Raw genomic sequence first — 25,044 nt, 5'->3', positions numbered from 1 at the left:
CTCACGAGCCCACCCCTTCCAGGGCGGCCGCCAGCGACCGGGCGGACGCGACCGGATCCGGAGTCCCCCAGATACCCCCGATCACCGCCACCCCACGAGCACCCGCGGCCACCACGTCTCCCGCCGAGGCAGCCGTGATCCCGCCGATCCCGATCACCGGCAGGCCACCCGCGACGGCCGAGCCGAGCCCGCTCAGGCCGAGGGCCGCCGGAAGGCCCGCCTTCGACGACGACGAGAAGACCGGCCCGACCCCGGCGTAGTCCGCACCGGCCGCCCGCGCGGCCCGGACCGCGTTCTCGTCCCGGCAGGTCACCCCCACCATCAGCGACGCCGCGAACCGGCGCACCGAGCGGGGGTCGACGTCAGCGGCCCCCAGGTGCACGCCGTGCGCTCCGGCGGCCAACGCCACGTCGGCGCGGTCGTTCACCACGACGGTCGCGCCCGCAGCGAGGACCCGCGTCGTCAGCGCGACCAGCGCCCGGCCGGACAGCGACTTGTCCCGCACCTGGAAGCAGTCGACGCCCGCGGACACCAGCGAGGGCAGCAGCGTGAGGTCGTCCGCGGACGACACCAAGCACATCAACCTCGGCAACAAGGCCAAGCTCCTTCACGTTCCTTCGCCGGTATGAGCCGGATCAGGTTCAACGGTCGGAGCGGCGATAGCTCCCTCTCAGCCCGCTGCCGCGGACTCCCGTGTGGATGGGTCCGACCTTAGCAGCCGACCGAGCGGCGAGCCGCCGAGCCGTCAGGCCCGGACGTAGGCGTGCACCTTCTCCATGACCCGCTCGTGCTCGTCGTGGGTCAGCGGTACGCCGAGCTCGTCGAGCCCCTCCGCCACCTCGACCGGCGAGAGCGGCCGGTGCTCGGTCGACTCACCCGCCCGTCGGATCGTGAGCGCGTCGGGGGTCAGCGTCACGTGCCGATCGCCGACGTACTTGGCGACCATCAGCCGTGCGCGGAAGTGGGAGGTCGGGAAGGTGCTGGTGAAGTGGTGGCCGGCGACGACATCCATCGGCACGACCGACAGCAGGTCGATCGTGTGCAGCCGCTGCCAGCCGCCGTCGCGCTCACGGTGCAGCTCGAAGCCGCCGACCGCGGGCGCCGCGACGACCCGGCTCCGCCAGCCGTAGTGGTCTGCCTCGCGACCGTCCTCCAGCGGGATCGGCCGGATCAGGCTCATCCCGAAGCCCGGGTCGCACAGCCACCACCGCTCCCCCAGCAGCACCCCCACCGTGAGGTGCGTGCGCGCGCCGGTGGCGTGCGGCAGGTCGACCCGGCCGAGCTGGCGGCGTACGACGTAGCCCAGCCGCTCGAGCGCCGCCGCCATCAGCGTGGAGTGCTCGAAGCAGTAGCCGCCGCGGCCGCGGCCGAGGAACTTCTCCGCCACCGCCGGCAGCGCGACGCCGCGGTGCTGGTCGAGCAGCACGTCGATGTTGTCGAACGTGAAGGCCCGCACGTGCGCCTCGTGCAGCTCGCCGAGCGCGACCACGCTGGGCTCCTGCGCCTCGATGCCGAGCCGCGCGAGATAGGCGTCCAGGTCGAGCTCGTCGACCTGCCACCCGTCGGTCAGGCTGTCCGTCACGCCGCCAGCGTAGGAGATGGCTGTCGGTCCCGCGTGGCACGCTGCCTCCATGCACGACGACGAGCCCGGCACGCTCGGAGGTACGACGGACCGCCCCGCCCGATTCTTCCGCGATGCCGGTGAGTTCGCGGCGTGGCTCGAGCGCCACCACGACACGGCCACCGAGCTGTGGATGGGCCTGAACAAGAAGCACGTCGCCGACCGCGGCCTCACCTGGGAGCAGGCCGTCCCCGAGGCGCTGTGCTGGGGCTGGATCGACTCCAAGATCGAGCGCATCGACGACGACGCGATCCGCCAGCGCTGGACCCCGCGCAAGCGGACGAGCAACTGGTCCAAGGTCAACCTCGCCCTGTTCGACAAGCTCCGCGCCGAGGGCCGGATCCGTCCGCCCGGCCTGGCGATCTGGGAGCAGCGACGCGAGTCCACCGTCCACGCCTACGAGCAGAAGGACAAGCCCCAGCTCCCGCCGGCGTACGCCGAACGCCTGGCCGCGAACGCCAAGGCGACGGCCTTCTGGCAGATCGCCACCCCGTCCTACCGCGCGCTCTGCGCGAGCTGGGTGGTCACCGCCAAGCAGGAGGCGACCCGCGAGCGCCGGATCCAGCAGCTGATCGACGACTGCGCGAACGGCCGGATGATCCCCAGCCAGCGCTACGGCACGCCCCCGAGGTGGGTCGAGCGCGCCGCCGCAGCCGCCGCCGAGGCCTGAGCACCACCTAGGGTGTCGTCCGTGACCAACCTCGGGGCCATTCCACGGATCCTGGTGACGACCGGGCGACTGCTGCGCGCCCACTGGCCCGCCCTGCTCGCCCTGGCCCTGTTCGGCATGGCGATGCGTGAGGCTTCCCTCTGGGCGGCGGTCAAGGTCAGCGACTGGAACTCCTTCGTCGCCCAGCTGCTGCTCATCGCGGCGCCGCTCGGCTACCTGCTGCCGGTCATCGGCATGCTGGACATCTGCCGCGGCTCGCTCCCGCGCGCCAGCGCCGCCGACGCGGTGCACGCGCCCGACGCCCCGAACGTCCACCGCGAGCGACGCCTGGTCGACGTCGCGGTGGGTGTGCTCATCCCGTTCCTCACCGTCTACGCCGCGCTCGGCCTGCACGACGAGGACTTCAACCGCTTCTTCAACAGCGCCGCCTTCGACGAGCTGAGCAACATCTTCAGCGGCCACTACGACATCGAGAGCCGCCTCGGCTGGTACCCGCTCCGCACCGTCATCGTGATCGTGATCGTGTCGTGGGTCGTGCGCTGGCTGCTCGGCATGATCGAGAGCCGCACCGGCTTCTTCGCGCTGGCCATCCTGGGCGCGCTCGTCGAGACCTACTACACCGCGCAGCTGGTCAACCAGGTCAAGAGCGGCTTCGCGGACTTCAGCGGCTGGCTGTCGCAGCGCCGGGTGTGGGTCGGCATCCACGACGGCTACGAGCGCTTCATCGACTCCCTGGGCTTCATCGCCGGCCCGGTCGATGGCGTGGTCTCGGCCGTCATGTTCGTGTTCAGCCAGTTCGAGCTGGTCCTGATCGTGCCGGCCGCCTGGCTCGCGGTCTCCGCGGTCGTCCTCGGCCACAAGCTGATCCCGGCGCCCGCACCGGCCGACCTGCCGCTCAAGCGTGCCGGCCACGTCATCCAGGAGATCGGCGACACCCTCTTCGACGACATCATGGATCGCTGGGCGGTCTTCTGGCACGGCGTGACCATGGTCTTCCGCACGGGCTTCGCGACGATCGCGGTGTTCAGCGCGATCTTCCTGGTCGCCGCCCGGATGCCCTTCTGGTTCTCGCACCTGGTGCGCTGGGTCGTCGGCCCGACCGAGAAGTGGACCTACCTCAGCTTCTCGACCTACGAGCAGGCCGTCGGTCTCGCGCTCAGCGCCGTGCTGATCGCGCCGCTGCTGGCGGCGGCGACCGAGTGGCTGGTGCTGCCGGCCGCGACGGCTATCGCAGACGAAGCACGACGTAGTCGGGACGCGGCGTCCGGAACGTCAGCCACACCTGCCTGATGTCGGCACCCGCGGCGGTCAGCACGTTCGCCGTCACCTCCCACTGCTCGGGCAGCTGGTCGTCGGGGACATCGGAGTCGTCGGTGCGCTCGCACGGGTCGAACTGCGACGTGGGGTCCGACCCGACGCCGTAGCGGTTGCCGTCGGCGTCCACGAGCACGATGTCGCAGTCGCCGAGGTCGTACGCGCGCTGGGCGTCGAAGGCCAGGTGCACGGCGTACGCCGCGGCGCCCCTCGGCAGCGGCTCGGGGTTGCCGTAGTCCTGCGGGATCCCGCCGATCGGATCCACCCCGACCAGGCGTACGTCGAAGCGCCGCCACACCGTCTTGTCCCCGGGACCGTCCCACGACTGCGCGACCTTGACGTCGTCGCCGATCTCGCCCTGTGCCACGCGGTGGTGGAACGGCTGCTGGTCGTAGTAGTCGTGCACCCGCTGCGAACCGGCGACCGCGAGAGCGCCGCCGGCGACCGGCAGCACGGCCAGCCACAGGCGGTTGCGCCGCCACCATCGCTTCACGAGGCCGCCCCCTGTCCGCTCGGGATCATCGGGTCGGCCTCGCCGGGCTCGGTCGGACGGTGGATGTCGGCATCGGGCTCCTCGATCCCGCCGTCCTCGGCAGGGAGCACGTCGTCGGCGTCCCAGAGCGCGGAGGCCTCCGAGGAGGAGATGCCCAGGTCGATCGCCGCGACGTCGTCGCGACGCCAGTCCGGGTTCGCGCGCTCACCCTTGCTGCGCGCGACCAGCAGCTCGACGCCCGGCAGCGCGCGCTGGGGCACGTCGAAGCAGAAGCGGGCGTAGAACCGGACCGCCGTCGGGTAGTTGTCCACACCGGGCTCGGTGCAGCCGGCGTCCTGCGCGGCGGCGTACAGCCGGCCGCCCGCATCACGCAGGTACACGCCTTCGAGGTCAGCGGCCTGGTGCCGTGCGACGACCTCGACGTCGACGACCAGGAAGGTGCCGGCCGGGATAACGGCATCGCCGGAGTCGTCGAGCTGGTCGGCGGTCGCGACCTGGGTGGCCGTGACGTCGGCGTACTCCAGCCGGACCGTCTCGCGCAGCTTGCCGTGCTCGAAGAAGGGCGCCTCGGCCGCGCCTTCGGGCGGGGCGACCCACACGACCAGGGCCGCGGCCCCGATCGCGACCACCGTCACCAGCACCGCGAGCAGGCGCGCCCTCACGAGGCACCACCCAGCAACGTCACCGGCAGCTCGACCCGGCTGGCCGTCCTGCCCGTGTAGAGCCAGCGCTGCGGGTTCACGCCGGTCGGATCGTCCTGCAGCCACTTCAGGCGCTCGACGTCGACGGTGATCCGGTCGCCGGTCCACTTCGGATCCTGCTCGAACTTCAGCACCAGGTCGTAGGTGAGGCCCGGGTTGAGGTCGTAGACCGACGTGCTGTCCGCGGCCATCCGGAGCGTGCCCGTCGTGACCTCGCCATCGGGATCGGTCGCGGCGCCCGCACCGATCGGGGTGAGCACCGACGCCAGCTGGCTGGAGTCGGTGAAGCTCGTCGCGGTCGTCGACACCTTCACCGGGATCAGCAGCAGCCGGGGTCGTACCTCGCCCTTGTCGAGGTACGCGTCGAGGTCGGGCGTGCTCACCGCCGTGCCGAGCGCGATGCGGTAGGGCCCGACCGTGAACTGCTCCCCGGCGACACGCTCGGTCACGGGTGCGGACGCGACGGTCCGGAAGCCGCCGAGGAGGGCGGTCCCACCGAGCACCGCCACCAGCGCCAGCAGCACGCCGAGCAGGGCGAGTCGTTTCCGAGCGGCGCTCACGCGACCCGATGCTAGGCCATCGGCACCCGACCCTCACCGACTGAGCGTGATCGCCTCGCCGAGCCGCCCGAGCTTGTGCGGGTTGCGGACGACGTAGATCCGCACGACCAGGCCGTCCACGACGTCGGCCGACAGGACGGTGTCGAGCTCGTCGTCGACGTCGAAGCGCAGCCCGGGCTCGCCGTTGACCAGGATCCGTTGGGTCACCGTCGCCCCGGCCGGCGGCGCAACGGCCGCCAGGAAGCGCAGCACCTTCTCGGCGCCGATGATCGGGCGCAGCGCGGCCTTCTTGATGCCGCCGCCGTCGGTGACGAGCACGACGTCGGGCGCCATCACGTCGATCAGGCCCTGGATGTCGGCCGTCCGCATCGCCTCCATGCAGCGCTCCAGGATCCGCTGCTGGTCGCCGCGGTCGACCTCGACCCGCGGCCGGCGTGCGGCGACGTGCGAGCGCGCCCGGTGCGCGATCTGGCGTACGGCGGCCGCCGACTTGTCCACGGCCCCGGCGATCTCGTCGTACGGCACGTCGAAGACCTCGCGCAGCACGAAGACCGCCCGCTCGGTCGGCGTCAAGGTCTCCAAGACCGTGAGCATCGCCATCGAGACGCTCTCGGCGAGCTCGACGTCCTCGGCCACGTCCGGGGTGACCAGCAGCGGCTCGGGCAGCCACTCGCCGACGTACTCCTCGCGTCGCCGCGCCATCGTCCGCAGCCGGTTGAGCGCCTGCCGCGTCGTCGCCCGGACGAGGTAGGCGCGTGGGTCGCGGACGTCCGCGCGCGCCTCCTCGCCGAGGCGGTCCCACGCCAGCCACGTCTCCTGCACGACGTCCTCGGCGTCGGCGGCGGAGCCGAGCATCTCGTAGGCGACGGTGAAGAGCAGGCTGCGGTGGGTGACGAACGGATCGGCCTCGCTCATGCGTCCGAGCGTACGGCGGCGCGGGCGGTCAGCGGCTTGAGCTCGCACGCGTCGGCGTACCCCTCGGACTCGACGCCGAAGGCGATGTTCGAGCGGTTGTAGAAGTTGGCCACCGCGATCCACGCGGTGAGCTCGACGTACGCCGGCTCGCCGAGCTGCTCGCGCAGGTTGTTGGCCATCGCGTCGGTGACGGTGGGCGGCGTGAGGGTCATCGCCTCGGCGTACTCCAGGACGTCGCGCTCGAGCGGCGTGAAGAGCGTCGACTCGCGCCAGCGCGGCACCTCACGCGCCTTGTCGACGTCGAGCTTGTCGTTGAAGGCGTGGAAGTAGCCGAAGTCCAGGCACCAGCTGCAGCCGGTGAGGGCCGAGGTCGCCATGTGCGCGAAGGACTTGAGGTTGGGGTCGCACGCGTCCCACTTGTTCGCGCCCGTGCTGACCTTGAAGTAGGTGCCGAGCACCTTGCGGTTGTGCCAGTAGATCCCCAGCGGCTCGGGCACCTTGCCGAACATCTTGGTGGCGAACCGCTTCATGACGGCGCCGTAGGGGCCGGTGATGGGGGCGGGGGTGATGCGGGTGGTCATGACTGCTCCTGCGGTGTCGGTGGGGTGATGAACATCCAGACACCGGTCGGCTCCCCGTTGTGACACCGCAGAACGGACCAATCGTGCTCCCTATGCGACCTGCCGAGCGTGACGGCAGCCCGGACAGAGCTGATCGGTCCGTTCTGCGGTCGCCCGCCGCAGGACAGACGCGACCCAGTCGGGATCGAACATGACGTCCTCCCAGGCGAAGCGCAGCACGAGCCAGCCGTTGACCACCAGCTCGTCGTAGCGCCGGGCGTCCCTGGCGAGTGCGGCGCGATCGCCATGCCACTCGAACGAATCGGCCTCCAGCGCCATCCCCAGCGCTTCGTCGACGAGGTCGGGACGGCCGAGGAAGTGCGGCTGACGGATGCCCACCTGAGGCACGACGGCAAGGCCCGGGACGTCGAGGGCGATCGCCCGCAGCGCCGACTCGAAAGGGTTGGCAGCGCGGCCGTCAGCCACCGCGGCGACCCGACGCGCCTGCTTGCTCCCCGGCCCCCGGAGGTCGCGGCAGATCGCACGCAGCCGAGTGGCCGAGTAGCCCGAGCGGAGCGCGGAGTCCGCCACAGCCAGCGCATCGGGAAAGTCCAGCAAGCGCAGGCAGTCGACGAGGGTGCGGTCCGTGGTCGTGCGTCCGTCGACGTGCTCCTCGGGCAGCAGATCGACCCAGTGGAGGTCGATGTCGCCGCGGGCGGGCACGCGGCGGTGCTTGGGGACGGCGACCCGAGGCCGCGGAGGCGGCGTCTTGACCGCCCACCCGAGGGCGAGCGCCGCGGACTCGAGACAGAGCACGCCGCGGACAGCGTGAGCCGCCCGGATCGCGCCATCCACCCCGGGCAGGGCGTAGCGCCCGCGCGCGACGCGCACCACCTCGCCGAGCTCGACCGCGCGCTCGAGGGACGCCCGCGAGACCACGGCGAGGACCTCCCGCCGGGCCGCGACACCGCCGAGGCGCAACAGCGCTTCGGCGGTGGTCAGGTCGGGCTCGGGCACGCCACCTTCCTACCCTCTGCGCGCGCGGCGTGCCGTTCGTCATCCACAGGGCTGCCGGAAGGCGGACCGATCGAGCACGCGCACGTGCCGTCGGCGCCGCAGCTTGTCGGCAGCGGCCCCGATCGGTCCGTTCTCCGGTCGGGACGAGGGGCGACACCATCTCCCGATATCCTCGGTTGCCGTGGCTGACGCAGAGTTCCGGTACTCCGACCTCCTCCCCATCGGCAAGGACGACACTCCTTACCGCCTGATCACCGAGGAGGGTGTCGAGACCTTCGAGGTCGACGGCCAGACGTTCCTCAAGGTCGACCCTGCGGTCATCCAGCAGCTGACCGCCGAGGCGATGCACGACATCAGCCACTACCTGCGCCCCGCGCACCTCAAGCAGCTGCGCAAGATCATCGACGACCCCGAGGCCTCGGGCAACGACCGCTTCGTCGCGCTCGACCTGCTCAAGAACGTCAACATCTCCGCCGGCGGCGTGCTGCCGATGTGCCAGGACACCGGCACCGCGATCGTGATGGGCAAGAAGTCCGAGGGCGTCCTGACCGGCGCCGACGACGCCGAGTGGGTCAGCAAGGGCGTGTACGACGCCTACACCAAGCTCAACCTGCGCTACTCCCAGCTGGCACCGCTGACGACGTACGACGAGAAGAACACCGGCACCAACCTGCCGGCACAGATCGAGCTCTACTCCACCCAGCAGGGCGAGAAGGGCCCGGAGTACAAGTTCCTCTTCATGGCCAAGGGCGGCGGCTCGGCCAACAAGTCATTCCTCTACCAGGAGACGAAGGCGGTCCTGAACCCCAAGCGCCTGCTGGAGTTCCTCGACGAGAAGCTCAAGTCGCTCGGCACGGCCGCGTGCCCGCCGTACCACCTCGCCGTCGTCATCGGCGGCACGAGCGCGGAGTTCGCGCTCAAGACGGCCAAGTACGCCAGCGCGCACTACCTCGACAACCTCCCCACCGAGGGCAGCATGGACGCCCACGGCTTCCGCGACCTCGAGCTGGAGGAGGAGGTCTTCAAGCTGACCCAGTCCTTCGGCATCGGTGCGCAGTTCGGCGGCAAGTACTTCTGCCACGACGTCCGCGTCGTCCGCCTCCCCCGCCACGGCGCCAGCTGCCCGATCGCGATCGCGGTGTCCTGCTCGGCCGACCGCCAGGCGCTCGGCAAGATCACCGCCGACGGTGTCTTCCTCGAGCAGCTCGAGACCGACCCGGCGCAGTACCTCCCCGACCCCGAGGAGCAGCACCTCATCCAGGGCGGCGAGGTCGTCAAGATCGACCTGACGCAGCCGATGAGCGAGATCCTCGCCGAGCTCTCGAAGCACCCCGTCAAGACCCGGCTCTCGCTGACGGGTCCGCTGGTCGTGGCCCGCGACATCGCCCACGCCAAGATCCAGGAGCGCCTGGACGCCGGCGAGGAGATGCCCGACTACCTGAAGAACCACCCCGTCTACTACGCCGGCCCGGCCAAGACCCCCGAGGGCATGGCGTCGGGCTCGTTCGGCCCCACCACGGCCGGCCGGATGGACTCCTACGTGAAGTCCTTCCAGGCCGCCGGCGGCTCGATGGTCATGCTCGCCAAGGGCAACCGCTCCAAGCAGGTCACCGAGGCGTGCGACCAGTACGGCGGCTTCTACCTCGGCTCCATCGGTGGCCCCGCCGCCCGCCTGGCGCAGGACTGCATCAAGAGCCAGGAGGTGCTGGAGTACCCCGAGCTCGGCATGGAGGCCGTGTGGAAGATCGACGTCGAGGACTTCCCGGCCTTCATCGTGGTCGACGACAAGGGCAACGACTTCTTCACCGACCCGAGTGGGGCCGTCACCGTCCCGATCTCCGGCCTGCGGGTGCGCTCGGCCGAGTAGCGACGCCGACGGGGTCAGTCCTTGTCGTACTCGTTCTCCCGGGCGTTCTCCGGCGGGGCCGCACCCGGCCCGGGGGCGCCGCCGTCCTCCGGTGGGATCGGCTCCTGACCCTCATCGGCCAGGTCGGCCATCTCGGACACTTGTCCCTCGGAATGCTCCTGGTTCTCGCTCATGGGGTCCCGTACCCGATGCGTGCGCGGGTAACGTCGCGATCATGAGCGAGCAGAACGCGGAGTTCAGGATCGAGCACGACTCGATGGGTGAGGTCCAGGTCCCGGTCGACGCGCTGTGGCGGGCGCAGACCCAGCGGGCGGTCGAGAACTTCCCGATCAGCGGTACGCCGATCGAGCCGGCCCTGATCCACGCGCTGGGCGAGGTCAAGGCCGCCGCAGCGGTCGCCAACGCGGGCCTCGAGGTCCTCACCGAGGAGCAGGCCGGCGCCATCAGGGCCGCGGCTCGCGAGGTCGCCCAGGGCAAGCACGACGCCCACTTCCCGATCGACGTCTTCCAGACCGGCTCCGGCACCAGCTCCAACATGAACGCCAACGAGGTCATCGCATCGTTGGCCGCCAGGGACGGCGTGGAGGTCCACCCCAACGACCACGTCAACGCCAGCCAGTCCAGCAACGACGTCTTCCCGACCGCGATCCACGTGGCCGCCTCGCTCGCCGTCACCCGTGACCTGCTCCCGTCGATCGCCACCCTCTCCGGCGCGCTCGAGCGCAAGGCCGCCGCGTTCCACGACGTGGTGAAGTCAGGTCGCACGCACCTGATGGACGCCACCCCGGTCACCCTCGGTCAGGAGTTCGGCGGGTACGCCGCCACGGTCGAGCTGGCGACCGAGCGGCTGGTCGGCGTGCTCCCCCGGGTACGTGAGCTCCCCCTCGGCGGCACCGCCGTCGGCACCGGCATCAACACCCCGCGCGGCTTCGCCCAGGCCGCCATCGACGCGCTCAACGCCGCGACCCACCAGAGCTTCACCGAGGCCCGCAACCACTTCGAGGCCCAGGGCACCCGCGACTCCCTGGTCGAGCTCTCCGGCGTCCTCAAGACGTACGCCGTCGGCCTGACCAAGATCTGCAACGACCTGCGTTGGATGGGCTCGGGGCCGACCACCGGGCTGGCCGAGATCCACCTGCCCGACCTCCAGCCCGGCTCGAGCATCATGCCCGGCAAGGTGAACCCGGTCCTTCCGGAGGCGACGGTGATGGTCTGCATGCAGGTGATCGGCAACGACGCCACGGTGACCGCCGCCGGCGCCAGCGGCAGCTTCGAGCTGAACGTCGCCATGCCGGTGCTCGCCCGCAACGTGCTGGAGTCGATCCGCCTGCTCGCCGCCACGAGCCGCACGCTCGCGACCCGCTGCATCGACGGCATCACGGCCGACGAGGCCAGGATGCGCAAGTACGCCGAGGGCTCCCCTTCGGTCGTGACGCCGCTGAACAAGCTGATCGGCTACGAGGCGGCGGCCAAGATCGCCAAGAAGGCGGTGGCGGACGGCGCGACCATCCGCGAGACCGTCCTGGAGATGGGGTACGTCGAGCGCGGCGAGATCAGCTCGGAGGAGCTGGACGCCGCGCTCGACGTACGCACGATGCTCTAGACCTGGATCAGGCCTTGCTGCGTCCGGTGACCGCGGACGCGACCATGACCGCGACGGCGGCCGTGCCGACCTGCCACAGGTGACGGATCCAGTCGATCTGGTTCGTCGCGTTGTCCCACCTGGCCGGATGGCCGTCGAAGTTCGGGTTGTTGTGGCCGAAGAGGCCCCAGTAGATGAAGCTGCCGGCGAGCATGCCGATGATGCCGCAGACGACCGTGAGGCCGAGCGGGATGTTGTCCTTGCCGCCGGGAGCGAGGAACTTGCCCAGGATGCCCAGGATGAGGCCACCCACGAGGGTGACGATGATGGTCCACACGAGATCCATTGGAGATTCCCTTCCGCTGATGCGCCGAGAGCGCAGGAGAATTTCCTCGATCATGCCCCTCGGACGCTCCGCAGCGGAAGGAGCAGCCCCCGCTCAGCGTGTCGCCCCCTGTTCAGCGCACATCGCGCGCACCGTGCCGAGCGGATCGGCCGCGGCGTCGGCGACCCGGCGAGCGCGCGCGGTGGGTTCCTGGGCGGACGGGCGACCTGCGCTCAGTCGCCTAGTACCAGCCGTGGGACTCGGAGTGGCCCCAGGCGCCGCACGGGGAGCCGTAGCGGTCGCGGATGTAGCCCAGGCCCCAGCGGATCTGGGTCTCGGCGTTGTGCTGCCAGTCGGGGCCGGCGGAGGACATCTTCGAGCCGGGCAGGGCCTGCGGGATGCCGTAGGCGCCGGAGGGGTTGGCGGCAGTGGTGCGCCAGCCGGACTCGCGGTTCCACAGGGACTCCAGGCAGCCGAACTGGCCGATGCTGAAGCCGTAGTCGCTCAGCAGCGCGCGGGCGACGTCCTTGGGGTCGGACTGGGACAGCGTGCGGGTCCCGGTGACGGCCGACGGCTGGTCGTCGACGGCCGTGCCGAGCTTGGCCGGATCGACGGCGGGGCGCGCGTCGCCACGGGAGACCACGGCCTCGCGGGTGGGTGCGGTGGCGGAGCTCGAGCCGCTCAGCGGCGAGCCCTCGGCGACCAGCGAGCTGCTCAGGTCGGCGGTGCCGGCGCCGGCGTCCTTGCCGAGCAGCCCGGCGCCGACCGAGACACCGGTGACGGCGGCGGCGACGGAGGAGAGGAGCACCGTGTTGCGTACGGCGCGCTTCGGGGCTTCTGCGATGTGGGCATGTCGAGGGACTCCGCGGTGCTTGGGCGCGGGCCGATGGCTGTTCGACAAGAGGTCTCGTCCTGGGTGGGCGACAAAGGGGCTGTCAGCTCGTCCGAGAATGTCCGGCATCCCAGCCGGAGCCCGAGCGACCGGTTCACCATGCCTGACCCGGGGACAGGGATCAAGTCGGCGACGGGTGTGTCCACAACGACTCTGGACACACCCGCCTCACGGGTCACAAGCGACCCTCCGACGCGCCGTCAGACGACGTTCTCCAGCATCTCGGTGACCAGGGCTGCGATCGGCGAGCGCTCGGAGCGGGTGAGCGTGACGTGGGCGAACAGCGGGTGCCCCTTGAGCTTCTCCACGACCGCGACGATGCCGTCGTGGCGGCCCACCCGGAGGTTGTCGCGCTGGGCCACGTCGTGGGTCAGGACGACCTTGGAGTTGGCGCCGATGCGGGAGAGCACGGTCAGCAGGACGTTGCGTTCCAGCGACTGCGCCTCGTCGACGATCACGAACGCGTCGTGCAGCGAGCGGCCGCGGATGTGGGTCAGCGGCAGCACCTCGAGCATGCCGCGCGCCATGATCTCCTCGACGACCTCGGTGGAGGTCAGCGCGCCCAGGGTGTCGAAGACGGCCTGGCCCCACGGGCCCATCTTCTCCTCGGCACTGCCCGGCAGGTAGCCGAGCTCCTGGCCGCCGACCGCGAACAGCGGCCGGAAGATGATGACCTTCTTGTGCTGCTGGCGCTCCATCACGGCCTCGAGGCCGGCACACAACGCCATCGCGGACTTGCCGGTACCGGCCCGCCCGCCCAGGGACACGATGCCGACCTCCGGGTCGAGCAGCATCTCCAGCGCGATCCGCTGCTCGGCCGAGCGGCCGTGGATGCCGAACGCCTCCCGGTCGCCACGCACCAGGTGGACCTGCTTGTCGGCGCCGACCCGGCCCAGCGCCGTACCGCGCTCGGAGAGCAGGACCAGACCGCTGTTGCACGGCAGGTCGCGCGCGGCGTCGATGTCGAGGGTGCCGTCGGTGTAGAGCTCGTCGATCTCGGAGCCGGAGACCTCGAGCTCGGCCATCCCGCTGTAGCCGGTGTCGGAGGCGGAGACAGCCTCGGCACGGTACTCCTCGGCCGCCAGGCCGACCGCGGACGCCTTGATCCGCAGCGGCAGGTCCTTGGAGACCAGGACGACGTCGTTGCCCTCGTTGGCGAGGTTGCGCGCGACCGCGAGGATGCGGGTGTCGTTGTCGCCGAGGCGGAAGCCGGACGGCAACGTGGTCGGGTCGGTGTGGTTGAGCTCGACGCGCAGGGTGCCGCCCTCGTCGCCGATCGGTACGGCGGTGTCGAGGCGACCGTGCTCGATGCGCAGCTCGTCCAGGATCCGCAGCGCCCCGCGGGCGAAGAACCCGAGCTCGGGGTGGTGCCGCTTGCCCTCGAGCTCGGTGATCACGACCACCGGCAGCACGACCTCGTGCTCGGCGAACCGGCGCAACGAGCCCGGGTCGGCGAGCAGCACGCTCGTGTCGATGACATAGGTACGCCGCTGCGGCGTACGGCTGCCCGCAGCCTTGCCAGCGGAGGTCTTGGCGGTGCGGGGCTTGCGCGCTGCGGTCTGTGCCTTCGTGGTTGCCACGACGTTCACCTCACCGGCCATGCGCGCGCACCCGCGCCCGGCCCTATTCCTCGCAGATGGACCGGGAGAAAACCCGAACGCCGGGGTGCCGGCGCCTCACCGCCCTCAGGGCGATCAAGCCGTGATCAGTCACGTTCGGGCCTCCAGATGAGGCGGGCTTCCCCACCCGCCGTTGCTTCGAAAGTACGCCGGCACGGCAACCCAAGTCCGCGACACGCCCGATCCCGGGGGTGAACGCAGGGATCGGCCGGACGTCGCCGGAGGTCAGACCCGGCGGTAGGCCAGGTCGGTGATGACCCGCTCGGCGCGGATGCCCTTGCGCTCGAACTTGGTCAGCGGCCGCTCGGCCCAGCGCTCGACGACACCGCCCTCGAGGAGCGGCTCCGCGTCGAGCACCTCCACCATCTGCTCGGCGTACTCCGGCCAGTCCGTGGCCAGGTGCCAGGTCGCCCCGACCACCAGGCGCGAGGCGAGCAGGGCGGCATGGGGCGGGGTGACCAGCCGCCGCTTGTGGTGACGCGTCTTGTGCCACGGATCCGGGAAGAACGTCATCAGCTCGTGCACCGACTGCTCGGCGAGGTGGCGCTCGAAGAGCCACACCGCATCGACGGAGCAGAACCGCACGTTGTCCAGGCCGGCCTTGCCGACCCGGCCCAGCCCTTCGGCCACGCCGGGCGCCCAGACCTCGAGCGCGAGGAAGTTGCAGTCGGGACGGGTCGCGGCCAGGGCCGCGGTCGCCTCGCCGATGCCCCCGCCGATCTCGATGACCAGCGGCGCCTCGCGGCCGAACCAGTCCGACCAGGTGAAGTCGTCGGCGTCCACGGCCGCGTCGGGGATGACCCACGCGTCGGCGTACGCGTCCCAGGCCTGCTGCTGCGTCGTCGAGAGCCGCGACCCGCGTCGGCTGTAGGTCAGCACCTCGCGGACCGGTCGGCCGTCCGGCGTCTTCTTGTGGTGCGGACGAGCGGGCGGAAGCTGATGCGACGACACGGCCCCATTCTCCCGGCAGCGGCGACGTACGCCGAAATGCAGGAGGCCCCGCCCAGCCGAAGCTGAGCGGGGCCTCCCCGGTGAATCAGTCGATCACTTGGTGATCTTGGTGACCCGGCCGGCGCCGACGGTGCGGCCACCCTCGCGGATCGCGAAGCGCAGACCCTCGTCCATGGCGATGGGCTGGATGAGCTCCACCGACATCTCGGTGTTGTCACCCGGCATGACCATCTCGGTGCCCTCGGGCAGGGTCACAACGCCGGTCACGTCAGTCGTACGGAAGTAGAACTGCGGACGGTAGTTGTTGAAGAACGGCGTGTGGCGGCCGCCCTCCTCCTTCGAGAGGATGTAGACCGAGGCCTCGAAGTTGGTGTGCGGGGTCGTGGTGCCCGGCTTGATGACGACCATGCCGCGCTCGATGTCCTCGCGCTTGGTGCCACGGAGGAGCAGACCGACGTTCTCGCCCGCCTGGCCCTCGTCGAGCAGCTTGCGGAACATCTCGACGCCGGTGACGGTCGACTTCTGGGCGACCTCGCGGATGCCGATGATCTCGACGTCCTCGCCGACCTTGACGATGCCGCGCTCGATACGACCGGTGATGACGGTGCCACGACCGGTGATCGTGAAGACGTCCTCGACGGGCATGAGGAACGGCTTGTCCGTGTCACGCTCGGGCTGGGGGATGTACTCGTCGACCGCAGCCATGAGCTCGGCAACCGACTCGCCCCACTTGGCGTCGCCGTTGAGGGCCGGGAAGGCCGCAACGCGAACGACCGGAACGTCGTCGCCCGGGAACTCGTACTCGGAGAGGAGCTCGCGCACCTCCATCTCGACGAGCTCGATGAGCTCCTCGTCGTCGACCATGTCGCACTTGTTCAGGGCGACGACCAGGGCGGGGACGCCGACCTGGCGGGCGAGCAGGACGTGCTCGCGGGTCTGCGGCATCGGGCCGTCGGTGGCGGCCACGACCAGGATCGCGCCGTCCATCTGGGCAGCACCGGTGATCATGTTCTTGATGTAGTCGGCGTGACCGGGGCAGTCGACGTGGGCGTAGTGGCGCGCCTCGGTCTGGTACTCGATGTGAGCGATCGAGATCGTGATACCGCGCTGGCGCTCCTCGGGAGCCTTGTCGATCTGGTCGAACGGCGAAGCCTCGTTGAGGTCCGGGTACTTGTCGTGCAGGACCTTCGAGATCGCCGCGGTCAGCGTGGTCTTGCCGTGGTCGATGTGACCGATCGTGCCGATGTTGACGTGCGGCTTGGTGCGCTCGAACTTGGCCTTAGCCATTGCTGGCTCCTCCTGGGATTGTTACTTGACTCGTACTGAAAGGGGTGGTGCGCCGAGGGCACGCGGTGGATGACCCGAAGGTCACTCGCCACGAGCCTTCTTGATGATCTCGTCGGCGACGTTCGTGGGAACCTCGGCGTACGAGTCGAACTCCATCGAGTACGACGCCTGACCAGAGGTCTTGGACCTCAGGTCGCCAACGTACCCGAACATCTCGGACAGCGGCACGAGGGCTGCCACGACGATGTCGCCGTGACGCTCCTCCTGCGCGCGGATCTGGCCGCGACGGCTGTTGATGTCACCGATGACCGTGCCGAGGAAGCTCTCGGGGGTGGTCACCTCCACGGCGAACATCGGCTCGAGGAGGACCGGCTTCGCCTGGCGAGCGGCCTCCTTGAACGCCTGCAGACCAGCGATCTTGAACGCGAGCTCGGACGAGTCGACGTCGTGGTAGGCGCCGTCCTCGAGCGAGAACTTCACGTCCGTCATGGGGTAGCCGGCGAGAACACCGAACTCCATGGCCTCCTGGCCGCCGTTGTCGACCGAGGGGATGTACTCCCGCGGGACACGACCACCAGAGACGTTGTTGCAGAACTCGTAGCCAGCACCCAGGCCGGTCTCGGGGTCGATGTTCGGCTCGAGGGAGACGACCACCTTGGCGAACTGACCCGAACCACCGGTCTGCTTCTTGTGGGTGTAGCTGTGGTTGGAGACCTTGTTGCGGATGGTCTCGCGGTAGGCGACCTGCGGCTTGCCGACGGTGGCCTCGACCTTGAACTCGCGCTTCATGCGGTCGACCAGGATCTCCAGGTGGAGCTCGCCCATGCCGGCGATGATGGTCTGGCCCGTCTCCTCGTCGGTCTTGACGACGAAGGTCGGGTCCTCCTCGGCGAGGCGCTGGATGGCGACGCCGAGCTTCTCCTGGTCGGACTTGGTCTTGGGCTCGATGGCGACCTCGATCACCGGGGCCGGGAAGGTCATCGACTCGAGCACGACCGGGTTCTGCGGGTCGGCGAGCGTGTGACCGGTCTTGGTGTCCTTCAGACCCATGACGGCCACGATCTGGCCGGCGCCGACCGACGCGATCTCCTCACGCTTGTTGGCGTGCATCTGGTAGACCTTGCCGATCCGCTCCTTGCGGCCGTTGGAGGCGTTGACGACGGTCGCGCCGGCCTCCAGCTTGCCGGAGTAGACGCGGACGTAGATCAGCTTGCCGAGGTGCGGGTCGGAGGCGATCTTGAACGCCAGGCCGGAGAACGGCTCGCTGTCGCTGGGCTGGCGCGAGATCTCGACGTTCTCGTCGTTCGGCTTGTGACCGACGATCGCCTCGACGTCCATCGGGGACGGCAGGTAGTCGATGACGGCGTCGAGCAGGGGCTGGACGCCCTTGTTCTTGAACGCGGTGCCGGTGAGGATCGGGTTGAGCTTGTCGGCGAGCGTCGCGCGACGGATGGCGGCCTTCAGGGTCGGGACGTCGAAGACGTCACCGTCCTCGAGGTAGACCTCCATGATGTCGTCGTCGGCCTCGGCGAGGGTCTCGACGAGCTTCTCGCGGTACTCGGCGGCCTTGTCGGCGAGGTCGGCCGGGATCTCCTCGACCGTGTAGTCCTCACCCATCTGGGTCTCGCCGCGCCACACCTTCGCGTGCATCTCGACCAGGTCGACGACGCCGATGAAGTCGGCCTCGGCACCGATCGGGATCTGGAGCACGAGCGGGGTCGCGTTGAGGCGCTCGATGATCGAGTCGACGACGCGGTAGAAGTCCGCACCGGTGCGGTCGAGCTTGTTGACGAAGCACATCCGCGGGACGGCGTACTTGTTGGCCTGGCGCCACACGGTCTGGGACTGGGGCTCGACACCGGCCACACCGTCGAAGACGGCGACGGCGCCGTCGAGGACGCGGAGGGCGCGCTCCACCTCGACGGTGAAGTCGACGTGACCGGGGGTGTCGATGATGTTGATCTGGTGCTTCTTCCACCAGCAGGTCGTCGCGGCCGACGTGATCGTGATGCCGCGCTCCTGCTCCTGCTCCATCCAGTCCATCGTGGCTGCGCCGTCGTGGACCTCACCGATCTTGTAGGAGATACCGGTGTAGAAGAGGATGCGCTCGGTGGTGGTGGTCTTGCCGGCGTCGATGTGCGCCATGATGCCGATGTTGCGGACCTGGTTCAGGTCCGTCGTGATTTCGACTGCCACGTGAGTCAGCGTTCCTTAGGTTGGTGGGTGGAGCAGGTGGTGCTTGGTCGGGATGCGGTGACCGGTCGGGTACGCCGATTCGGCGTACCCGACCGGGACGATCACCAGCGGTAGTGCGCGAAGGCCTTGTTCGACTCGGCCATCTTGTGGGTGTCCTCGCGCTTCTTCACAGCGGCACCGAGGCCGTTGCTCGCGTCGAGGATCTCGTTCATCAGGCGCTCGGCCATGGTCTTCTCACGACGGTCGGCGGCGTAGCCGACGAGCCAGCGCAGCGCGAGCGTGGTGCCACGCGTGCCCTTGACCTCGATCGGGACCTGGTAGGTCGCGCCACCGACACGACGGGACTTGACCTCGATGGCGGGGCGGACGTTGTCCATCGCGCGCTTCAGGGTCACGACCGGGTCGGTGCCGGTCTTCTCGCGAGTGCCCTCGAGAGCCGAGTACACGATCCGCTGAGCGGTCTGCTTCTTGCCGTCCTTGAGGACCTTGGACACGAGCTGGGTGACCAGCTGCGAGCCGTAGACCGGGTCGACGTCGAGGGGGCGCTTAGGAGCGGGGCCCTTACGAGGCATTCTACTTCTCCTTCTTCGCGCCGTAGCGGCTGCGCGCCTGCTTGCGGTTCTTCACGGCCTGGGTGTCCAGGGCGCCGCGGATGACCTTGTAGCGGACACCGGGCAGGTCCTTCACACGACCGCCGCGAACGAGCACGATCGAGTGCTCCTGGAGGTTGTGACCCTCACCCGGGATGTAAGCGGTGACCTCGACGCCGGAGGAGAGGCGCACACGGGCGACCTTCCGGAGGGCGGAGTTCGGCTTCTTGGGGGTGGTGGTGTAGACGCGGGTGCAGACGCCACGGCGCTGCGGAGACCCCTTCAGGGCAGGCGTCTTGGTCTTCGACACCTTGTCCTGGCGGCCCTTGCGGACCAGCTGGTTGATAGTGGGCACCTTGGTGGTTCCCTTTCCTGTTGCTCATCTCGGCCGAGCGACTTGCTCGGCTCGGAATGCTGCTTCTTGCTCGTGCCGCACAGGCGCTCGCCCGGCAGGGGCCGGAGAGGGCAGGCGCGAAGTATCCGGGTGACCAGACACGAGGTACGAGATTAGTCGGGCGCCGGAACAACTGCCAAATCGCCCGTTCCCGCGTGAATCGGCTCGATCTCCGCCTGATCCACCACCTGTTCCACCACCCGTTCCGCCGCCTCTTCCACGCGGCCGACCCGCGCCTCGGCGTACCTCTTGACCAGCAGGGCCAGAGCGACCCCGACCAGCACCATCGAGCCGCCCACCAGGAGGGTCCAGCGCGGCCCGAGATGGGCCCCGATCCAGCCGATCACCGGGGAGCCGATCGGGGTGCCGCCGGCCAGGACGGTGAAGTAGAGCGCCATCACCCGGCCGCGCACGGCAGGGGCCGAGTCGAGCTGCATCGTGGCGTTCGCGGAGTTGAGCAGCGTGATCGCACTCAGGCCCAGGACCGGGCACCAGAGCGCGAAGGCGACGTACCCCGGCATCAGGCCAGCGACGATCTCGGCCACCCCGAACGCGACCGCGGCGCCGAGGATCAGGCGCAGCCGGATCCGGACGCGGCCCGCCGCCATCAGGGCGCCGGACAGGGACCCGACCGCCATCGCCGAGCCGAGCAGGCCGTACTCCCCCGCGCCCTTGCCGAACGCCTGGGTCGCCATCAACGCCGACGTCATCTGGAAGTTCATGCCGAACATGCCCACGAACCCGACCACGACCAGCACCATCAGGAGCTTGGGCTGGCCCCAGAGGTACGCGACGCCCTCGCGCAGCATGCCGGGACCGCGCGCCACACGACGCGGGCTGTGCAGCGAGCGCTCGTCCATCCGCTGCAGCTGCACGATCACCGCGATGAAGGAGACGGCGTTGAGCAGGATCACCCAGCCCGTCGCCGTGGCCCCTCCGCCGAGAGCGCCGATCAGCAGACCGGCCAGCGCCGGTCCGATGATGCGCGCGGTGTTGAACGAGGCCGAGTTCAGGCCGACGGCGTTGGAGACGTCCTCCGGGCCGACCATCTCCGAGACGAAGGCCTGACGGGCCGGGGCGTCGAAGGCCGCTCCCAGCCCGAGCGCGAACGCCAGCAGGTAGACCAGCCAGGTCTGCGCGGCACCGGCGGCCGCGGTGGTGCCGAGAGCGAGCGCGGCGAGCGCCATGGTGGCCTGGGTGAGCTGCAGCAGGCGGCGCTTGGGGAAGCGGTCGGCGACCACGCCGGCGTACGGGCTGAGCAGGAGGATCGGCAGGAACTGCAGGCCGGTCGTGATGCCCAGCTCGGTGCCGCCGTTGCCCGGGAGCGAGAGGACCAGCCAGTCCTGGGCGACGCGCTGCATCCAGGTGCCGGTGTTCGACACCACGCTGCCCGCCAGGTAGAGGCGGTAGTTCGGGTGGGACAGGGATCGGAACGTGGGGCTCGTGATTGCTCCTCAGGGGCTCGGTTCGGCAGCGGGGTTCAGTCGGAGGCGGCGAGGGACTGCAGGAGCGGCGCCGCGCGGCGCAGGACCTCCAGGTCGTCGGGATCGAGGGCGGCGAGGCGTACGGCGAGCCACTCGTCGCGGCGCGCACGGTCGGCCAGCAGCGCCTCGCGGCCCTTCGCGGTCAGGCTCACCACGACCTGGCGCCCGTCCGTCGGATGGGCGGCGCGCGCGGCGTACCCGCCGTCGACCAGGCAGTTGACCGTGCGGGTCATGCTCGGCGGCTGCACGCGCTCGTGCGCGGCGAGCGCGCCGACGGTCAGCTCGCCCAGGCGGTACAGGGCGCCCAGCACGGCCATCGCGCCGAAGCTGAGCTCGTTGGCGGGATCGCGCTCGGCGAGCAGGCGGCGACGCAGCCGCATCACGCCGCTGCGGAGCTCGGGGACCAGGCCGGTGTCAGGCATGTCTTTAGCCTAGCTCATTACCTTTGCTAACTAAAGCTGCCGAGAGCGGCCGCGCCCGAGCGGACGCGGCCTCTCCCCTACCCCGACGGCTCAGGTGAGCCAGGCGGTGATGGGGTGGATCGCGAAGTAGACGACGAACAGCGCGGCCACCGCCCACAGCAGCGGGTGGACGTCGCGCGCCTTGCCCTTGACCAGCTTGATCAGCGCGTAGGAGATGAACCCGGCGCCGATGCCGACCGTGATCGAGTAGGTGAACGGCATCAGCACGATCGTCAGGAACGCCGGGATGGCGATCTCCAGGTCGTCCCAGGCGATGCCCTTGACCTGCTGCATCATCAGGAAGCCGACCAGGACCAGCGCGGGCACGGCGGCCTCGCTCGGGATCACCTCGACCACCGCGGTGAACGGCATCGCAACCAGGAACAGCAGGCCCGTCACGACGGAGGCCAGGCCGGTGCGCGCACCCTCGCCGACACCGGAGGCCGACTCGATGTAGGCGGTGTTGGAGGAGACGCCGCCGATGCCGCCGGCCGAGGCGGCCAGGGCGTCGACGACCAGGATCCGGCCCGTCCGAGGCGGCATGCCGTTCTCGTCGAGCAGCCCTGCCTCGGCACTGATCGCGGTCATCGTGCCGAGCAGGTCGAAGAAGTCGGCCAGGACGAGAGTGAACAGCAGCAGCAGCGCGGTGACGACGCCGGCATGCTGGAAGGAGCCGAGCAGGCTGAAGTGACCGACCGTGCCCAGGTCCGGCGTACCGACGACGTCGTGCGGGAGCTTCGGCACGTTGAGGCCCCAGCCGCCGGGGTTCTTGTCGCCGCGGGCGCCGACGCCGGCCAGGGCCTCGATGACGATCGCCAGGATCGTGGTGGCGATGATGGAGATGAGGATCGCGCCCTTGACCTTGCGGACCCACAGGACCACGACGAGCGCGAGGCCCATCAGGAACGTGAAGACCGGCCAGCCCGAGAGCTCGCCGGTCGCGCCGAGCTGGACGGGTCCACCCGCACCCGGGCGGACGAAGCCCGCGTCGACAAAGCCGATGAAGGCGATGAACAGGCCGATGCCGACCGAGATCGCGACCTTCAGCTCCGCCGGGACCGCCCGGAACACGGCCGTCCGGAAGCCGGTCAGCACGAGCACCAGGATGATCAGTCCCTCGATGACGACCAGGCCCATCGCGTCGGCCCACGTCATCTGGCTGGCGACCGAGAACGCCAGGAAGGCGTTGAGGCCCAGGCCGGTCGCGATGGCGAGCGGCATGTTCGCGACCGCGCCCATCAGGATCGACATGACACCCGCGACGAGGGCGGTGCCCGCGGCGATCGCGGGGATGTTCTCGCCGTGGCCGGCGCCACCACCGAGGAAGTGACCGCCGTGGTCGGAAGCGAAGCCGAGGATCAGCGGGTTGAGCGCGACGATGTAGGCCATCGTGAAGAACGTGACGACACCGCCGCGCACCTCACGACCGATGGTCGAGCCGCGCTGCTGGATCTGGAAGAGGCGCTCGAGGACGCCCGTGCTCGGGCTGGCGTCGTAGCTGTTGGACTGGTAGCTCACGGAACCGCAGCATGTCAGGCCCGACGTCTCGCGGCGAGGGCCTGCGGGTTGCGGAGAGGTAACGTTCGTGACGTGGAGCTCCGCGACGAACAGCCGACGCAGCACGAGATCGGCAACCGCACCTACCTGATCGCCCCGGTCGAGCCGCTGGACGTCGACGGCGTCCGCACCGTCCAGGTCGGCACGGCGCTCTTCGCGCTCGCGTTCATTGCACTCCTGCCGTTCTACGACGGACTGGAGACGAGCGGACGCACCTGGCTGCTGTGGATGTGCCTGGCCGGCGTCGGCCTCGGCCTGCTCGGGCTGGAGTACTGCAAGCGCCGCCGCATCCAGCGCGCGCGCACCCGTGGCTGACCGCCTGCCGCCGACGCGCTGGGCCGCGGGCGGCAAGGCCAACAGCGGCTACTCGACCCGGTTCGCCCAGCTGGCGGCCGACGGTGCCGACATCGTCGGCGAGGGTCGCCTCGCCGACGCGCTCGTACGCCGCGAGGCCCGGATCCTCGACGTCGGCTCGGGCATGGGCCGCATCTCGGCGTACCTCCGCGCCTGCGGGCACGACGTCCTCGCCACCGAGCCCGACCCGGCTCTGGCCGAGCAGTCCCGCCGTACGTATCCCGACGTCGAGGTCCTGCCGCACGAGATCCTCGGCCTCTCCCCCGCGGCCGTCGGGACGTTCGACCTGCTGGTCGTCGTCGGCAACGTGATGGTCTACGTCGGCGAGGACACCGAGGTCGCCTGCCTCACCCGCCTCCGCGAGCTGCTCGCGCCGGGCGGACGCATCCTGGTCGGCTTCCACCTGCGCCAGGGCCCCTCGACCGCGCGCGTCTACGCGCCGACCGACTTCGTCGCCGACGTGGAGAGCGCGGGGCTGGTCGTCCAGCACCGGTTCGGTGGCTACGCCCTCGAGCCCGCGAACGACGACTACGCCGTCTGGGTTCTCGCGGGCGCCGCCTGAACCCGTCCACCTCTGATGGTGGGTTCCTGGGCGTGAGCTCCTAGGCGGGCACCTGCCGCAGCCGCATGAACGGACTATGGGTCACTTGGCCCATAGTCCCGATGACCACTCGCACGATTCCCCGACCCTGCCGGCGAGGACGTAGGGACTATGGGCCAAGTGACCCATAGTCCGTAGCGGCGGCGGCAGGTGCCTGACTACGGAGCTCACGCCCAGGAACCCACCACCCGGCGACTCCATCGAGCGGAATCGGGCTAGAGGATCTCGATGTCGTCGACACCGATGGTGTCGAGGACCGGGGGCGCCGGCGGGAGCGGCTGCTGCTTCTTGCTGAGGCGGACCTCGGAGTGGGCGCCGCAGCCGTGACCGAACGCGACGACCTTGCCGTCGTCGTTGGCGTCGCCGTTGGCGCAGACGCCGAAGTCGCGGGAGAGCGGACCGCGCAGACGGACGAGGAAGCCGCAGGACCAGCAGGTCTCGGGAGCCACCTTGGCCAGCGGGGAGTCGGGGCCGCCATCGCCGTCGTACCAGCGCTCGGCGGCAGCGTCGCGGCCCTCCGGGGAGAGCGTGCGGACACGGCCGAGGCCGAGGTCCTTGGCGACGGCACGGATCTGGGCCTTGGCGTCGGTGTCGAGGTCGTCGTCGCCGAAGGAGTACGTCGGCACGAGGCGCGGGTCGTCGTCGTCGACCGGCAGCAGGTCGCCGGGACCGAGGTCGCCGGGGCGGATGCGCTCGCGGTAGGGGACCCACGCCGGCGCGGTGATCGCCTCCTCCCCGGGGAGCAGCACCGTCTCGACGACGGTGATCTTCTTCTGGCGACTCGCGCGGGTGACCGTGGCGGCCCACTGCCAGCCGACGTACCCCTTGCGGGTGCAGGCGAACAGGTGGGTGGTCACGCGCGGACCGTCGAGGAGGTGCCCGAGGTGCTCGCCGATGTCAGTGGCGGGGATGTGCTCGAGCAGCGCGTCGCGTGCGACGTCGACGGCTGCGACGGTCGCTGCGTCGGGCTTGTCCGCCTTGCGCTCGAGGATGGCCACGGGCACAGCATCCCCCATCGCGCGTTCGCACGTCA

27 protein-coding genes and 1 riboswitch are annotated in these 25,044 nt (G+C 70.1%); of the genes, 6 read left to right on the top strand and 21 right to left on the bottom strand.

The window, feature by feature from the left end:
• Window position 1 precedes the first annotated feature (1 nt).
• Together ACYVJ3_RS05585 and ACYVJ3_RS05580 are read right to left on the bottom strand one after the other, a co-directional pair.
• Window positions 2–571: a thiamine phosphate synthase gene (locus tag ACYVJ3_RS05585; protein ID WP_460851711.1), complete on the bottom strand. Its 570-nt coding sequence runs from the start codon at window positions 569–571 to the stop codon at window positions 2–4.
• Between the two features lie 23 nt (window positions 572–594).
• Window positions 595–705, bottom strand: a riboswitch (TPP riboswitch).
• Between the two features lie 40 nt (window positions 706–745).
• Entirely contained in the window at window positions 746–1,582 is an 837-nt protein-coding gene (locus ACYVJ3_RS05580; RefSeq protein ID WP_460851532.1) for an arylamine N-acetyltransferase family protein, read from the bottom strand.
• A 49-nt stretch (window positions 1,583–1,631) separates the two neighbouring features.
• On the opposite strand from ACYVJ3_RS05580, the gene ACYVJ3_RS05575 reads away from it, so the two are divergent.
• Together ACYVJ3_RS05575 and ACYVJ3_RS05570 are read left to right on the top strand one after the other, a co-directional pair.
• Complete coding sequence (locus ACYVJ3_RS05575) at window positions 1,632–2,291, top strand: YdeI/OmpD-associated family protein (RefSeq protein ID WP_460851531.1); 660 nt, start codon at window positions 1,632–1,634, stop codon at window positions 2,289–2,291.
• Between the two features lie 21 nt (window positions 2,292–2,312).
• Entirely contained in the window at window positions 2,313–3,581 is a 1,269-nt protein-coding gene (locus ACYVJ3_RS05570) for a hypothetical protein (RefSeq protein ID WP_460851529.1), read from the top strand.
• Here ACYVJ3_RS05570 and ACYVJ3_RS05565 read toward each other — a convergent pair.
• The 6 genes from ACYVJ3_RS05565 to ACYVJ3_RS05540 all read right to left on the bottom strand — a co-directional run bounded on the left by ACYVJ3_RS05565 (window position 3,517) and on the right by ACYVJ3_RS05540 (window position 7,851).
• Window positions 3,517–4,098 carry a hypothetical protein gene (locus tag ACYVJ3_RS05565; protein WP_460851528.1) on the bottom strand — a complete coding sequence of 194 codons (582 nt, stop codon included), beginning with the start codon at window positions 4,096–4,098 and terminating at the stop codon, window positions 3,517–3,519. The genes ACYVJ3_RS05570 and ACYVJ3_RS05565 overlap by 65 nt on opposite strands.
• A complete protein-coding gene (locus tag ACYVJ3_RS05560; protein ID WP_460851527.1) occupies window positions 4,095–4,760 on the bottom strand; it encodes a hypothetical protein in 666 nt (221 codons plus the stop codon). Before ACYVJ3_RS05560 ends, ACYVJ3_RS05565 begins: the two co-directional genes overlap by 4 nt.
• A complete protein-coding gene (locus ACYVJ3_RS05555) occupies window positions 4,757–5,359 on the bottom strand; it encodes a hypothetical protein (protein ID WP_460851526.1) in 603 nt (200 codons plus the stop codon). The genes ACYVJ3_RS05560 and ACYVJ3_RS05555 overlap by 4 nt, the downstream gene beginning before the upstream one ends.
• A gap of 33 nt (window positions 5,360–5,392) precedes the next feature.
• Window positions 5,393–6,274 carry an RNA polymerase sigma-70 factor gene (locus ACYVJ3_RS05550; protein WP_460851525.1) on the bottom strand — a complete coding sequence of 294 codons (882 nt, stop codon included), beginning with the start codon at window positions 6,272–6,274 and terminating at the stop codon, window positions 5,393–5,395.
• Entirely contained in the window at window positions 6,271–6,855 is a 585-nt protein-coding gene (locus tag ACYVJ3_RS05545; RefSeq protein ID WP_460851524.1) for a carboxymuconolactone decarboxylase family protein, read from the bottom strand. The genes ACYVJ3_RS05550 and ACYVJ3_RS05545 overlap by 4 nt, the downstream gene beginning before the upstream one ends.
• Before the next feature lie 90 nt (window positions 6,856–6,945).
• Complete coding sequence (locus ACYVJ3_RS05540; RefSeq protein WP_460851523.1) at window positions 6,946–7,851, bottom strand: hypothetical protein; 906 nt, start codon at window positions 7,849–7,851, stop codon at window positions 6,946–6,948.
• A gap of 181 nt (window positions 7,852–8,032) precedes the next feature.
• Here ACYVJ3_RS05540 and ACYVJ3_RS05535 point away from each other — a divergent pair, with 181 nt between their 5' ends.
• A complete protein-coding gene (locus ACYVJ3_RS05535) occupies window positions 8,033–9,718 on the top strand; it encodes a fumarate hydratase (RefSeq protein WP_460851521.1) in 1,686 nt (561 codons plus the stop codon).
• Between the two features lie 14 nt (window positions 9,719–9,732).
• Here the strand turns inward: ACYVJ3_RS05535 and ACYVJ3_RS05530 are convergent, their stop codons facing one another.
• Complete coding sequence (locus ACYVJ3_RS05530) at window positions 9,733–9,891, bottom strand: hypothetical protein (protein ID WP_460851519.1); 159 nt, start codon at window positions 9,889–9,891, stop codon at window positions 9,733–9,735.
• Window positions 9,892–9,932: 41 nt separating this feature from the next.
• Here ACYVJ3_RS05530 and ACYVJ3_RS05525 point away from each other — a divergent pair, with 41 nt between their 5' ends.
• Window positions 9,933–11,321 carry a class II fumarate hydratase gene (locus ACYVJ3_RS05525; protein ID WP_460851517.1) on the top strand — a complete coding sequence of 463 codons (1,389 nt, stop codon included), beginning with the start codon at window positions 9,933–9,935 and terminating at the stop codon, window positions 11,319–11,321.
• Window positions 11,322–11,328: 7 nt separating this feature from the next.
• Here the strand turns inward: ACYVJ3_RS05525 and ACYVJ3_RS05520 are convergent, their stop codons facing one another.
• The 11 genes from ACYVJ3_RS05520 to ACYVJ3_RS05470 form a co-directional block, all read right to left on the bottom strand.
• Complete coding sequence (locus ACYVJ3_RS05520; protein ID WP_460851516.1) at window positions 11,329–11,646, bottom strand: hypothetical protein; 318 nt, start codon at window positions 11,644–11,646, stop codon at window positions 11,329–11,331.
• Between the two features lie 220 nt (window positions 11,647–11,866).
• Window positions 11,867–12,433: an aggregation-promoting factor C-terminal-like domain-containing protein gene (locus tag ACYVJ3_RS05515; RefSeq protein ID WP_460851515.1), complete on the bottom strand. Its 567-nt coding sequence runs from the start codon at window positions 12,431–12,433 to the stop codon at window positions 11,867–11,869.
• Window positions 12,434–12,717: 284 nt separating this feature from the next.
• Window positions 12,718–14,097, bottom strand: a complete 1,380-nt coding sequence (locus ACYVJ3_RS05510; RefSeq protein ID WP_460851514.1) for a PhoH family protein — start codon at window positions 14,095–14,097, stop codon at window positions 12,718–12,720.
• Between the two features lie 264 nt (window positions 14,098–14,361).
• The gene (gene trmB / locus ACYVJ3_RS05505; RefSeq protein WP_460851512.1) at window positions 14,362–15,087 is read right to left on the bottom strand and encodes a tRNA (guanosine(46)-N7)-methyltransferase TrmB; all 726 of its coding nucleotides are present in this window, start codon (window positions 15,085–15,087) and stop codon (window positions 14,362–14,364) included.
• A 93-nt stretch (window positions 15,088–15,180) separates the two neighbouring features.
• The gene (tuf, locus tag ACYVJ3_RS05500; RefSeq protein WP_460851511.1) at window positions 15,181–16,374 is read right to left on the bottom strand and encodes an elongation factor Tu; all 1,194 of its coding nucleotides are present in this window, start codon (window positions 16,372–16,374) and stop codon (window positions 15,181–15,183) included.
• An 81-nt stretch (window positions 16,375–16,455) separates the two neighbouring features.
• A complete protein-coding gene (fusA, locus tag ACYVJ3_RS05495) occupies window positions 16,456–18,570 on the bottom strand; it encodes an elongation factor G (RefSeq protein WP_460851510.1) in 2,115 nt (704 codons plus the stop codon).
• A 101-nt stretch (window positions 18,571–18,671) separates the two neighbouring features.
• Window positions 18,672–19,142 (bottom strand): 30S ribosomal protein S7, encoded by a 471-nt coding sequence (gene rpsG, locus ACYVJ3_RS05490; RefSeq protein WP_460851509.1) that lies wholly within the window; start codon window positions 19,140–19,142, stop codon window positions 18,672–18,674.
• Between the two features lies 1 nt (window position 19,143).
• Window positions 19,144–19,515 (bottom strand): 30S ribosomal protein S12, encoded by a 372-nt coding sequence (gene rpsL, locus ACYVJ3_RS05485; RefSeq protein ID WP_460851508.1) that lies wholly within the window; start codon window positions 19,513–19,515, stop codon window positions 19,144–19,146.
• Between the two features lie 152 nt (window positions 19,516–19,667).
• On the bottom strand, window positions 19,668–20,939 hold the full coding sequence (locus ACYVJ3_RS05480; protein ID WP_460851507.1) for an MFS transporter: 1,272 nt from the start codon (window positions 20,937–20,939) through the stop codon (window positions 19,668–19,670).
• 95 nt (window positions 20,940–21,034) lie between these two features.
• Window positions 21,035–21,460 (bottom strand): MarR family winged helix-turn-helix transcriptional regulator, encoded by a 426-nt coding sequence (locus ACYVJ3_RS05475; protein WP_460851506.1) that lies wholly within the window; start codon window positions 21,458–21,460, stop codon window positions 21,035–21,037.
• 90 nt (window positions 21,461–21,550) lie between these two features.
• Window positions 21,551–23,017: an NCS2 family permease gene (locus tag ACYVJ3_RS05470; RefSeq protein WP_460851505.1), complete on the bottom strand. Its 1,467-nt coding sequence runs from the start codon at window positions 23,015–23,017 to the stop codon at window positions 21,551–21,553.
• A gap of 72 nt (window positions 23,018–23,089) precedes the next feature.
• On the opposite strand from ACYVJ3_RS05470, the gene ACYVJ3_RS05465 reads away from it, so the two are divergent.
• Both ACYVJ3_RS05465 and ACYVJ3_RS05460 read left to right on the top strand, forming a co-directional pair.
• On the top strand, window positions 23,090–23,371 hold the full coding sequence (locus ACYVJ3_RS05465) for a DUF2530 domain-containing protein (RefSeq protein ID WP_460851504.1): 282 nt from the start codon (window positions 23,090–23,092) through the stop codon (window positions 23,369–23,371).
• A complete protein-coding gene (locus ACYVJ3_RS05460) occupies window positions 23,364–23,972 on the top strand; it encodes a class I SAM-dependent methyltransferase (RefSeq protein ID WP_460851503.1) in 609 nt (202 codons plus the stop codon). The genes ACYVJ3_RS05465 and ACYVJ3_RS05460 overlap by 8 nt, the downstream gene beginning before the upstream one ends.
• Window positions 23,973–24,226: 254 nt before the next feature.
• Here ACYVJ3_RS05460 and ACYVJ3_RS05455 read toward each other — a convergent pair whose 3' ends face one another.
• Complete coding sequence (locus tag ACYVJ3_RS05455; protein WP_460851502.1) at window positions 24,227–25,009, bottom strand: DUF3027 domain-containing protein; 783 nt, start codon at window positions 25,007–25,009, stop codon at window positions 24,227–24,229.
• Window positions 25,010–25,044: the final 35 nt, after the last annotated feature.

The sequence above is a fragment of the Nocardioides montaniterrae genome (assembly GCF_054782655.1).
The sequence above is the reverse complement of the archived record's forward strand: the minus strand, read 5'-3'. Positions and strand labels throughout refer to the sequence as shown.